Below are 12,553 nucleotides of genomic sequence, written 5' to 3' on the forward strand. Positions count from 1 at the left end.
CGCATACATATTCAAAAGCAGGATATTATACGGTCAAACATACAGCAACAAATGCGGACGGAAGTACACTCAAGACTAAGTACAAATACATAAAGGTAACAAAATGACAGCAACTTCAAAAACTTAATTGTAAATTTTTGGGACTCATCAGTCTTAGATAAAAATGTCCAAAGGTAATGAGGAGTGGGAGATCGTTAATCGAATCTCGCGAAAAAGGGCATATTCGACTTGATTTAGAACATCCTAAGATTTCGTGCTAACTATTATTCAATAACTCTTAAATCTAATTACTTAACACTCTTTTTTGAACTAACACCCTTTTTTGAGCTCATTTAAGATCCTGAAAATTTCCCATATATTTTCGCAACAAAGATTCCATAGCCTCTACATATCTTTGATTTTATAAAATTAAACTTTTTTACAAATTACCAAAAACTGACTTTTATAAATAAAAGAGTTAAAAGAAAAAATTTAAGTTTGGTACATAAAACTTCATTAATTGAAATTAAAAGTTCTGGATCAAAAATCAGAGATGAGAATAATGAATAAACTAATGACTGTATATAAGACAAGTTTAATTTCAATAGCCCTTGCTTTGTTTTTAGTTTTATCAACAGCATCGACAGTTACTGCGGAAAACGTTTCGCCCACGGTTACTGAGACTCGAATAACTTCCAATGTATCAGATCAAATGCAGCCTGATATATATGGCGATAAGATAGTATGGCATGACACGCGTAATGGTAATCTGGATATTTACATGTACGACCTGTCTACTTCCAAAGAAATACAGATTACTACTAATGAATCATGGCAAAGTTGGCCTGATATTTACGAGGACAGGATTGTGTGGGAGGATGAGCGCAACGGCATTTCCAGTCCTGATATCTATATGTACAACCTTTCTACATCCGAGGAGACCCAAATAACTACTAATGAATCACTTCAGTTTAATCCTGCTATCTATGGTGACAAAATAATATGGCAGGATTTTCGTGAGAATCGTGATGGAGATGGAGAAACGGATATTTATGTGTATGATCTTTCCGCCCATAACGAGACCTCGATTGCTACCACTGCATTGGGATGCTGGGACAATCCTCATCCAAAGATCTGTGGTGATAAAGTAGTGTGGTATGACTGTCTCAATGAAAGCAGGTTCGGCATCTACGTTTATGAGCTCTCCACTAATAAGAAAACTCTGATTACCGCCGATGGATCAAAACCTGCTATTTATGGTGATAAAATAGTTTATGAGAAAGATAGTGTCAACTTATACTTGTACAATATATCCACATCCACAGAAACTAAAATTTCCACCAATGAATCATACAAAAAAAGCCTTTCTATCTACGGGAACAGGATAGTGTGGGAGGACTATAGAAGTGACCATCCGGATATTTACATGTATGATATCTCTACTTCCACAGAGACCCGGATCACAACCAATGAATCAGTAGATGATCCTGTAGCTGGAACATATAACCCTGTAATATATGGTGACAGGATCGTGTGGCAGGACTATCGCAATAGGAACTCCGACATTTACATGGCCACTCTTACCTGGTCTGAAGAGCCACCTCAGGATGACAATAACTCCAGCAATGAAACTCGGATCACAACCAGTGGATCAGCAGGTGGTCCTTCCATCTACAGTGATAAGATAGTATGGGAAGATTATCGCAGTGGAAACGCAGATATATACATGTACGATCGTTCCACTTCCAAGGAAACTCAAATAACCAGCAGTCCAGATAATCAGACACATCCTGCAATCTATGGAAACAGGGTAGTGTGGCAGGACGATGGTGGTGAGGATGATGGTGGAACAAATCATGGCATTTTCATGTACGATGTTTCCACTAAGAAGAAAATGAGAATTAGTCCTACTGAATTAGCATACCAGCCTGCTATTTACGGCAACAGGATAGTATACTCCAGGACTCGCAGTGGAAACACTGATGTTTACATGTATGATCTTTCAACCTCAAAGGAAACTCAGATAACCAGCAGTCCAGATGCTCAGACACATCCTGCGATTTATGGTAACAGGATAGTGTGGCAGGATGATGGCGGTGAGGATGACGGTTGGGTAAATCATGGCATCTTCATGTACGATATTTCCACCAATAAAAAAATGAGAATTAGTCCTACTGAATTAGCATACCAGCCTGCTATTTACGGTAACAGGATAGTGTACTCCAGTGATCGCAATGGAAACATTGATGTCTACATGTATGACCTCTCAACTAAAACGGAAACTCAGATAACCAGCAGTCCAGATAAGCAGGCATCTCCAGCTATCTATGAGAACAGGATAGTATGGGAGGACGATGGTGGGAAGGATGATGGTGGAACAAATCATGGTATCTTCATGTACGATATTTCCACTAAGAAGAAAATGAGAATTAGTGCCAATGAATTAGCATACCAGCCTGCTATTTACGGTAATACAATAGTATGGCAGTATCGCGATGGGGAGTCCGACATTTACATGCGCGATATTTAAAACGAAGCATCAAAAACACCTGTTGCTGCATTCAGAATCTTCAAGGTTAGGAAAACAACCCGGAAGAACCCTGCACATAAATACAGTAAAGCAGGAAAATATACCGTCAGCTTGACAGTGAAAAACGCAAACGGCAGCAACAATAAAACAATGTCAGGATACGTAGTGGCAAAATAATGAAATTTAAGATGAAAAAAGTAATAAGAAAATCAGGTTAAGGATAGTGAGACTTCCCACTATCCTTTTTGGGCATCTCAAGTTTTCTTTCAACTTCCTTTTAGTTTTTTCAACTTTATTTCAACATTTTCTCATTAAACTCGTTACTCTTATTTCTCTCATCTTTCCGGCTTTATGCCTTTATTTTTCTTTTTTCTTTACCTGTTCCGTCTCAGGAAATAAGCCGCGCCTATAGCTATCGTCAGAATTCCAGCACCCGGGCCGGGGGATTCGGCTTCTCCTGAAGCATTTGCCTTGGTAGCATTTTCGGTTGCTGGTGCTGCATTTTCGTTGGTTTTATTAGTTTCATTGGTTTCGTTTACCGGCTCCGGACTGGTTGCTTTCTCCCTGTCGGCCAGGCCCTGCTTATAAGCACTGGCATTCAGGCTGCTTTCAAGGGCTTTAACGGCGTTCGGGACTTTTGGGAAAAGCGGGTAATTATCGGTTCCTCCACCTGTGATGTTGTACGAGGCGTCGCAAATTCCGTTGCTGTTTTCGTCCACACCTGTCTCACTATAACCCTTGCCTTCAAGATCTGCCCAGAAATTTCCTCCGATGTAAGGACCCCGGACGATATTCGGTTTTGTTTTAAGGGGGCTTTGCCAGATATTTTCTGCGTTTACGGCTTCTTCTTCCACATTTTCAGCGTTTTTGAAATAATTATTATAGATTAGGTTCTTGCTGCTTGCCTCAAGTGAGATTCCTGGACCGTAATTATAGGCGATTTTATTGTCAGAGATATCATTTGAGTTTGAGCTTTCGAGCCTTATTCCTATATCATCAAGGGCAATGAGATTGTTGCTTATGGTATTGCTTTCGGAATCTTTGAGAAGAATACCATACTCGGCTCCCTGGACTCTGTTGTTGTTAATATAGCAGCTTTTAACCCCTGTGAGCAAGATTCCCACTTTTTCCGAGCCTTCAATGGCAAATCCGCTGAAAGATGCCCGATCCACGCTGACTTCAACAGTATTTTTCGTGGGATCAGCTGCTTTTATCACTGTCTCCTCTGGATTTCTAGACTCCGCCCAGATTCGAACCTCTTTATTTATTTTAAGATTTTCAACATAGGTTCCAGGGCTTACAAAAATAGTGTCTCCGGCCTCTGCTTCATCGATTGCGGCCTGTATAGAGATATAATCCCCCTCTGTGGCCGAACTTACCCTTAAACTAGAGGCTGAGGCAGCCGAGCAGGTGCAGAGAACTGCCAGAATAATTGCAAGCGCTGTCAGCTTAAAAGCTTTGAAATTAATTCCTTTTATTCTTCTCATATTAGTTCTCCATTTACATTTTGAAGCTTCCATCTCCTTTTGTCAGGCTTTAAATTATTAGAAGAAAGAAAGCCTTCCTTTTTCAGGTTTTTTGTCGGTTTTTAGGAACAGTCTCTCTCAATACTTTATTAGGAAAGAATTTTATCCCGAAGTAAATATACCTTTGTAAATCAAAAATTCTAAACAGCTATCCTTAAATAATAGTTCACTATCCTCTACGATAGAGGAAATTAATCTTTAATTAAAGCCTTAAATACTGTAAAATCCGATATTACACGAAAATTTTATTTTTCGAAAATTTTATTTTTATTATTGTCTCGAATGGAGGCCTAAAAATGGATGAGAAGATTGCGCCCCACCTTGAAGAGTTAACCAGGGCGCTTGGAGACCTTGAAAAGACTGGCATCCGGGCAGAGTTTGAGAAACTCATTGCCTTCCGTGTCCCACCTGACATTGCAAAAGAGAGTATTCTCCGCAAGTTTGGAGAAAAGAAAAGAATTTTGAAAGTAAAGGATCTGTCTGCTAATCTTAAGAACTTTGAGTTTACAGGAAGGATCCTGGATCTTGGGGAGAAATCAATACGCTCGCAGGCAGAGGCTCAGGAAAAGCCTTCCAGGCTTTATACCGGCGTGCTTGCAGACGAAACCGGCTCAGTTCAGTTTTCTTCCTGGAAAGAGCTTCCAGGTTCTATAGGGGATGTGATTAACGTCAAAAATGCCTATGTACGCATCTGGCAGAACAGGATCAGGCTTTCCATAGGAGAACAGTCTCTTGTGTCGAAGATTTCGGACTCATTGCTTCCTTCCTTATCCGAACTTTCAGCAAGCCAGAAAAAAAAGTTAATTGACATAAGAGCTGCCGATTTTTCCGTAGATACCGTTGCCTGCATTCTTCAGCTTTCCTATAGGGAAGTCCTTGTAAAAGGGCGCCAATCCAGAGTGATTTCAGGCGTACTCGCTGACGAGACTGGCAGGCTGCCTTTTACATCCTGGATTGAACTGGATGGCATTGATATAGGGAGCATTATCCGAATCGATGGAGCTCAAGTCAGGATATTCAGGGGAATGCCATCAGTAAATATCCTCAGCAGCACAAAAGTCTCCTCGGTCGGGCCAGAGGAAGCCGAAAAACTTGCATTTACCTTCGAATCCGTCGCAAAAGATCCAGTACCAATAAAAATAGAAGAAATAGATTCAAGAGATAGCATGTTTGATGTGTCCGTCGCAGGCAACCTGGTTTCAGTCAGGCCTGGTTCAGGCATAATCTCCCGCTGCCCTGAATGCAGCCGTGTAATACAGAAAGGAAACTGTAGAGTACACGGCAAAGTAGAAGGCATATGGGACATGCGGATCAAAGCCGTACTTGATGACGGAACAGGCTCCATGTCAGTTACGTTTCCAAGAGAGCTTGCGGAAACTATCTATGGAAAGACTCTTGAAGAGGCTGAACAGCTGATGTTTTCTGATGTCTCAAAAGACGCAGTCTATGAAGATATAAAGCGTTTTCTTACAGGTCGCTACCTTGCAATACGCGGAAACTCTTCAAAAAGTGAATTTGGGATTTCTTTCGTAGCTGAAAGCGCCTGGTTACCTGAAGAGGATATTGCAGTGAGGATAGTTGAACTCCTTCGCAGGCTCGGGTCGGATGAAGAGGATGGATCAGATAAAAGTTCACAGGTTTCCAGGGGAGGAATTGAGCTTGCTTAAACGAGAAGTTGCAAAAAGAGTTTTTGCAAGAGAATTCGAAGCCTGCAGAGAACTCGAAAAATCCGAAAGGCCTGACTCGGAAGCTACAGATTCAAAAACTCCAAACCTGCTTATCAGCCCTCTGGGACTTATTCTTAATCGAGTTTTTGTAGTTGGAGTAGTCACGGAACTTGATAATATCGGAACACAGAGTGAGATGTGGAAGGCAAGAATAGTTGATCCCACAGGGGCCTTCACCGTATACGCAGGCCAGTACCAACCTGAGGCTTTGATATTCTTTTCAACAGTACAGGTTCCTTCTTTCATTGCCCTTACAGGAAAAGCAAGAACCTACGAGCCAGAGCCCGGCTCGGTTTTTGTCTCTATTCGAGCTGAAGAAGTAAATGTGGTAGACGAAGAAATCCGCAACAGATGGATTGTTGACACTGCAGAACAGACCGTTGAGAGGCTTGAAGCCTTCTCGGATGCTCTGGCCAGTGGATATCATGGAGAGGAACTTCGGGAATACCTCCTGGGAAGAGGCATTTCTTCCGAGCTTACGGAAGGAATTGCCATTGCGCTTCAACGGGAATACTCTCGTGGTGAGTTTGCAAAAATACTTCGGACTTCCATCAGAGAGGGCCTCAAAACACTGGATTTGGATTCAGAAAACAGTACCAGTGCCAAGGCTGACCAGAAGGAATTCGTTCTCGAATTGCTCAAGGAGATGGGCGGAAGCAAAGGAGTTGATTATGCAGCTTTTATAGATTCTGCGGCTTCCAGGGGCATTCCTGAGCAGGTTGTAGAAGAGGTTATCCATGCTCTGCTTGCAGGCGGGCAGTGTTACGAACCAAAGATAGGGATAATAAGGCTTGTAGGATAATCGTATAGGGAAGAAAACTACAAAAGAGATAAAAATAGAAGAGTTTACCTCTGAATACGTGTGATAACGCTTAAGTGTGATTAGGTTGATTGGTATTCTCTATTAAGATTAAATATTCATGCTTATCTTATTGATCTGGAGAAATTGACATGAAAGTATTGGTCAGTGATTCACTCTCCAATGAAGGTTTGGAGATTCTAAAAGAACACTTTACGGTTGACGTTTCCACCGGGCTTTCCGAAGAAGAGCTGGTGAAAAAAATTAAGGATTACGATGCACTTGTAATACGCAGCGGCACCCAGGTCACTCAGAAGATTATCGAAGCTGCCGACAACCTGAAAGTTATCGGGAGAGCCGGGGTTGGAGTTGACAATATTGATGTGGATGCAGCTACAAAGAAAGGCATTATTGTGACTAACTCTCCCGAAGGCAACATGATTTCGGCAGCAGAGCACACAATTGCCATGATGATGGCAATGTCCAGGAACATCCCCCAGGCAAATGCTTCCCTGAAAGCCAGGGAATGGAAACGCAATAAATTCACGGGCGTTGAGGTCAAAGGCAAGACTCTGGGCGTCATAGGTCTCGGGAGGATCGGTTCCGAAGTCGCAAAAAGGGCTTCAGGGCTTGAAATGAACCTTATGGGATATGATCCATTCGTTTCTGAAAAGCGAGCTACCGAGCTTGGAGTCAAGCTTGCAACAGTTAACGAAATCGCAAAAGAAGCCGACTATATCACTGTGCACACGCCTCTTATTAAAGAAACCAGAAACACTCTTGATGAAGAGCAGTTTGCCCTGATGAAGCCCACAACCAGAATTATCAACTGTGCTCGTGGTGGCATTATCAACGAAGAAGCCCTGGCAAAAGCTATTGAAAGTGGAAAAATAGCCGGCGCAGCAATAGACGTTTTCGTTGAAGAGCCTCCTTTTAACAGCCCTCTCCTGAATTTTGACAATGTTGTAGTCACTCCTCATCTTGGAGCCTCCACTCAAGAAGCTCAGATCAATGTGGCAGTTGAGATTGCAAAGGAAATAGTTTCCGTCCTTACAGGCGGGACTGCAAAGAATGCAATCAATATCCCCTCGGTAAAACCAGAAGCTATGGCAGTTCTTGCTCCTTACATCAGGCTCTCGGAGATTATGGGCAAGATTGCAGGGCAACTCGTAGATGGAAATTACGAAAAGGTAGAAATCAGGTACAATGGAGAGATTTCTGGAAAGGATACAAGACCTCTTACAGTCTCTGCACTTAAAGGGCTGCTTGAGATGGCTCTCGGTTCCGGAGTAAACTATGTCAACGCCCCAACTCTTGCAAAGTCTAGAAAGATTGCAGTCGTTGAGAGCAAATCCGAATCTTCTGAGGAATACGCTTCAACTATCAGTATCAGACTTAGCAGCAACGGCCAGACAAAACTGGTTGCAGGTACTGTTGTCGGAGATGAACCAAAGATCGTTGCAATCGATGACGACAGAGTGGATATCTTCCCTGCAGGCCGTATGATTTTTGCCAAACACATCAACAGGCCCAATGTTATCGGACCATGCTGCTTGGTGCTCGGTAAAAACAATATTAATATCTCAGGCATGCAGGTTGGCAGATCAGAAATCGGAGGCGTAACCATGATGGTACTTAACGTAGACTCTGAAGTTTCTGACCCGATCCTTGAGGAAGTCCGGAAAGTCGATGGAATCCTTGATGCCAAACTTGTAACACTTTAAACTTTCCTTTTTAGGAAGACTTTACTCCAGCATAGTCCAGGATGGAAAATCCTGAGCTGGAACCTTTTAATTTTTAAGTTTTTATCTTAAATTTCGTGATTTTAGACTTTTTCATCTTAAATTAGTATAGTATACACCTAATAATGGATACTCTTAATACAAATTATACTCTTAATACAAATTATACTCTCAATAATATTATACTTTCAATATTATATTGTACTCTCCTTGCCATTACCAATTTTTAAGAGGGTAGTTAATGGAAGAACTTAAACGCGTAGTCTCTGTTCCTTTTAAAAAAACTCTTGCAGCTTCTCTTTCGGAAAAAGATTTTGAATATTCCCTGGCTTTTGACCTGAAATGGTTTTCCCCAAAAACTGCCTCAAAAGTAAAAGAAAAAGCCCTTGAAGAAGGCTTTCTTATACTTAAAGGAGGAGTTCTTATGCCCGGTTTTGATGTGGAAAATATCCGAATTCCGCATGCTTTCAAGCCTTCGGAGAATTTTCTCGAGAATTCGAAAAGCTCCGGAGAAAAAACAGCGGTAAAAGAAGAAATTTCCTTTGAACAAGTTCTGGAATTTATCTCCGCAGATATCGGAGTAAACCGGCAAAAATTAGTTTCCGAGATTAATTTCATGCAGGACCGGCTTTCCTACCTTGTAGATATCCGAGTCGTGGCTCTTATTGTAGCAAAAAAGTTCGGATGCGATATCGAAGCAATTTTCTGGAAGGTTGCCGACTCTGTACTCCGCTCTTCTTCTTAATAATTTATGCTAACTGTCTAACTGGGAAGAGAATTTTATCGATTTATGATTTTCAATTCCTTTTAAAGTACAGTAGATCCGTAATATCCTAGTACCTGCTTCGATTGTAGGCGTCGCCATTTTAAAAGGTATCAGTTGATTACAATACTTTTCGAATAGGGCTCTTAGTACCTATCCAAAAAAATAAGTGTTAGCGTGTTGTGTGTCTTTTGGAGCTGAACAATAAATAAGCTCTAAGCAAACTGAAAAATACTCAAGGCTCCCACAAGACCACACGTAACCCTTTATTTCAAATCTCGCGGCTGCTTATGCTTAGGCAAAACTGGTAATTCTGTAGTTGTTATCAAAATTGGGCCTTCAATATCTTTTTCCCTCTCAATAACTAATTCTTTTCCTTTCTTAGTGAGGGCAAAGAGTGGAATTGCAGCAGCTACTTGAACTATGGGTTTTGCAAGCTCCCTTATATATTTAGAAGCGCACCCGACCACCAAATCTGAATTTTCCAGAAGACCTTGAGCTTCTTCCTTGCTGACGCCTGTAACATGCACAGCAATTACGATAAGTTCAAGACCAAATTCAGCTTCCAGTTCTCTCAGCTTTTTTGCAGTTTTTGAATCAGCAGTGGTTACTGCAACCTTTTTGTAACCAAGTTCTGCAGCTTTCCTTACTCCTCCAATAGGGTTTATTGATGCAGTTTTAGTATCAAGCACAATTCCGCCAAGTTTTTGAATTCCATTTATAACATCCTCAATGGGTTCAGTTTCGACCAAACCTGACATCCTGCCTCCGATACCCTGGACAAGTTCTGGATTGTTGGATATAACAGTTCCTGCTCCGTCGCAGGCGGTTACAGTTGCATCAAGAAAACCGCTGCGCAAACTAGACATCATTATTTCTGAGGCTCCAAAAGCTACAAAAGTATCACTCCCAAGGAGATGGCGCCTGGCTGTGAACATACCGTATTCTTTTATCTTGAACTCTACATTCTTTTTGACTTCTTCAGAGGTGATTTTCTGGACACCGCTTAGCTTTTCAATGAGAGGACACCATTCAAGTCCAGGCTCTCCAACTTCGATTACTTCACCATCCTTTACCACTACCCTTGTTTTTCCCATTATTTCCATTATATGAGGCATGATTATACCTTCAATTATTGACACTTTTAGCTTTGGCTTCTGCTTTGGAGTTAAATTTGGCAGTGTCGATTATAAATCTCTCACGAGTGCCCTTAGAAATCTTTTCAACGCCATCATCAGCTATAATTGAAAAAGTGAGCTTTCTTCCCTCTATTTTTTCCAATTATGATCCAAAAATAAAGAAGATTTTTAGTTATCTGATTTCTAGTTAAAAATGTTTAAGAGTCCGTCAGATTAGTCATTTTAGCATATTACATAAGTTACTTCGGTCTATGCATAAATATTCATTTCGGTGTGCATAGTGCCTATAACGATACAGTAAATCATAAAACTTTTCGGATAGGTTCTGATCAAATATCAAATACAGAACCTGAAAATATATCCTTGAGGACAAATCCTTAATAGGTTTAGTTTATAACGCTTACAAGTTCTTGTGAATTTCTTCCATAAGCGGGGAAGCCGACAACTTTGGCGTAACTACCTCAATATATGCACCTGTTTTAGTGCTACCTAACTCTTCCATAGTTTTATCTAACTCACCGCAGGTAGTAACCTTTCTCATTATCCAGTTATTGCAACCAAGTACCTCTGGCAATTTATGGTATTGCCACTCTGCAAGGTCATTATAGCAATAATCTAATTTTTCAGATAGCATTTTTTCTATCAGGTAGCCTTGATTATTCAGCACGAAGATAATAGGCTTTAGACCATAGCGATAAAATTGGCTAATCTCCTGAGCTGTCATCTGGTGTGATCCTTCTCCAGTAATAAGGATCACTCGCTGGTCAGGTGCAGCCAGTGCAGCGCCAAAGGAAGCAGGAGTAGCCCAGCCAATCGCTCCCCAAAGCATCTCGCTCTCGAACTTAGCTCCTTTAGGTAAAACCAGAGGCAGTAATCCGTAAAAGGATGAACTTGAATCAGCTATAATTATATCATCGGGCTTAAAGAATTCTGCATACTTTGTGTATAAATAGTCAGCTGTTATCAGATCTTCATGATTTACTTTTGGAGTTGAGAGCCGTCTGGCCACAGGTCCTTTGATATCGGTACGCTTGTTGAGCCTTTTAGAAAGTTCCTCCAATACATCAAGCATTTTCACATTAATGTGATCAGTATACCCTATATGGACACTGGAAGGCATGATATTGATAACTCGAGCTTTATCCAGCTTTGCCGTGAACATTCCCATGTTAATATCAGAAGGAATAGTGCCTATTGCCAGTATACAGTCGCAGGATTCCACAAATTCCCTGATTTCAGGATTGATAAGCTGTCCCATGTATAATCCCAGGTAGGAGGGATTAGTCTCATCAAGCACCGACTTATCCAGCGCCATAGTAACATAAGGCAAGCCCGAAGCGTTGATAACAGCCATAGTCAGATCCTTGAGATCAAAACGGTCAACAAGAAAACCCGGCATAATACAGGCTTGTTTTGCATTCGATAGTTTACCTGCAATAGTCGAGACTACTTCTTCAAGAGTCGCAGGATCACTTTTTACAGGTGTTTCTTTTGGTGCCGTAAAAGATGAAATTTCTGCATTCACATAGTCATGAGGTATTGCAATGTAGACAGGACGATGATTTTCCAGAGCTGCCGCGATGACTCGCTCGACTTCTTCAACGCAGTTTTCCGGAGTAAGCATTGTACTCGCACATACTACTGGTGCAGCCATCTCCATAAATATACTAGATTCTCCGTCACCAAGTGAGTGATGCACTATATCGTGTCTCTTCTGTGCCTGCATTTTTGGCATGCCGACAATATGGAATACCAGATTGTACTCCGCGTAAGAGCCTGCTATACCGCATAACGCCGACAGTTCACCTACGCCAAAAGTAGTAGACAGCACTGACATACCTTTAATACGAGCATAGCTATCAGCAGCATAAGCAGCATTCAGTTCATTGCAGCAGCCTATCCAGCGAAGCTCCTTATCATCACAGACGGCGTTGTTGATAGGAAATGCAAAGTCTCCTGGCACGCCGAAAATATCCCTTATTCCCAATTGCTTTAATCTATCCAGAAGATATTGAATAACTGTCGGCATAATAATATCACCCGTTCCCCATTCGCTTATTTCATGTTTCGTACTAGGCGCAGTAATTATTAACGACACACATAAGGAAGTCTAAACTCGTTTGCCGCCTGCTCATAAATGGATAATAATGTTATGCGAGGTTTCTCGCTTCCTCAACGTTGATTATTCCCCAAGTAGTAATTCGTTTAATATTATAAAAATAGGATTTCTTTCTGATACATCTTCATTATATTGATTAACTCCGAAAGCGAGTTTTCTAATTAATAAGTAAAAGGAAGATTGAGCTTATGAGCAAACAGAGAGAAAAAAATATCAGAGACAAAAAAGA

At 41.2% G+C, this 12,553-nt stretch carries 11 protein-coding genes; 7 read left to right on the plus strand and 4 right to left on the minus strand.

Translation table 11 applies throughout. From position 1 onward, the window contains the following. From BP549_RS15840 to BP549_RS00190, 3 genes are all read left to right on the plus strand, one after another. The coding region (locus tag BP549_RS15840; protein WP_394339054.1) for a PKD domain-containing protein at positions 1–107 on the plus strand (107 nt) is incomplete at its 5' end. A 434-nt stretch (positions 108–541) separates the two neighbouring features. Next, entirely contained in the window at positions 542–2,509 is a 1,968-nt protein-coding gene (locus BP549_RS00185; protein ID WP_292377280.1) for a hypothetical protein, read from the plus strand. A gap of 36 nt (positions 2,510–2,545) precedes the next feature. Continuing rightward, positions 2,546–2,686: a PKD domain-containing protein gene (locus BP549_RS00190; RefSeq protein ID WP_292377357.1), complete on the plus strand. Its 141-nt coding sequence runs from the start codon at positions 2,546–2,548 to the stop codon at positions 2,684–2,686. 197 nt (positions 2,687–2,883) lie between these two features. Here the strand turns inward: BP549_RS00190 and BP549_RS00195 are convergent, their stop codons facing one another. After that, positions 2,884–3,996: a right-handed parallel beta-helix repeat-containing protein gene (locus tag BP549_RS00195; protein ID WP_292377281.1), complete on the minus strand. Its 1,113-nt coding sequence runs from the start codon at positions 3,994–3,996 to the stop codon at positions 2,884–2,886. A gap of 335 nt (positions 3,997–4,331) precedes the next feature. On the opposite strand from BP549_RS00195, the gene BP549_RS00200 reads away from it, so the two are divergent. The 4 genes from BP549_RS00200 to BP549_RS00215 all read left to right on the plus strand — a co-directional run bounded on the left by BP549_RS00200 (position 4,332) and on the right by BP549_RS00215 (position 9,048). Further along, the gene (locus tag BP549_RS00200) at positions 4,332–5,702 is read left to right on the plus strand and encodes a Single-stranded DNA binding protein (protein ID WP_292377283.1); all 1,371 of its coding nucleotides are present in this window, start codon (positions 4,332–4,334) and stop codon (positions 5,700–5,702) included. Further along, positions 5,695–6,564 carry an RPA family protein gene (locus BP549_RS00205; RefSeq protein WP_292377285.1) on the plus strand — a complete coding sequence of 290 codons (870 nt, stop codon included), beginning with the start codon at positions 5,695–5,697 and terminating at the stop codon, positions 6,562–6,564. The genes BP549_RS00200 and BP549_RS00205 overlap by 8 nt, the downstream gene beginning before the upstream one ends. A 149-nt stretch (positions 6,565–6,713) precedes the next feature. Beyond that, positions 6,714–8,285 (plus strand): phosphoglycerate dehydrogenase, encoded by a 1,572-nt coding sequence (serA, locus tag BP549_RS00210; protein WP_292377286.1) that lies wholly within the window; start codon positions 6,714–6,716, stop codon positions 8,283–8,285. Between the two features lie 259 nt (positions 8,286–8,544). Continuing rightward, the gene (locus BP549_RS00215) at positions 8,545–9,048 is read left to right on the plus strand and encodes a DUF2240 family protein (RefSeq protein ID WP_292377287.1); all 504 of its coding nucleotides are present in this window, start codon (positions 8,545–8,547) and stop codon (positions 9,046–9,048) included. Positions 9,049–9,332: 284 nt separating this feature from the next. On the opposite strand, the gene BP549_RS00220 is transcribed toward BP549_RS00215, so the two are convergent. The 3 genes from BP549_RS00220 to BP549_RS00230 all read right to left on the minus strand — a co-directional run bounded on the left by BP549_RS00220 (position 9,333) and on the right by BP549_RS00230 (position 12,234). After that, positions 9,333–10,184: a methanogenesis marker 8 protein gene (locus BP549_RS00220; RefSeq protein WP_292377288.1), complete on the minus strand. Its 852-nt coding sequence runs from the start codon at positions 10,182–10,184 to the stop codon at positions 9,333–9,335. A 10-nt stretch (positions 10,185–10,194) separates the two neighbouring features. After that, positions 10,195–10,347, minus strand: a complete 153-nt coding sequence (locus BP549_RS00225) for a thioesterase, FlK family (protein WP_292377289.1) — start codon at positions 10,345–10,347, stop codon at positions 10,195–10,197. A gap of 258 nt (positions 10,348–10,605) precedes the next feature. Beyond that, complete coding sequence (locus BP549_RS00230; RefSeq protein ID WP_292377291.1) at positions 10,606–12,234, minus strand: alpha-keto acid decarboxylase family protein; 1,629 nt, start codon at positions 12,232–12,234, stop codon at positions 10,606–10,608. Positions 12,235–12,553 lie beyond the last annotated feature (319 nt).

Origin of the sequence: Methanosarcina sp. UBA289, assembly GCA_002496565.1 — an archaeon.
Classification (GTDB): domain Archaea; phylum Halobacteriota; class Methanosarcinia; order Methanosarcinales; family Methanosarcinaceae; genus Methanosarcina.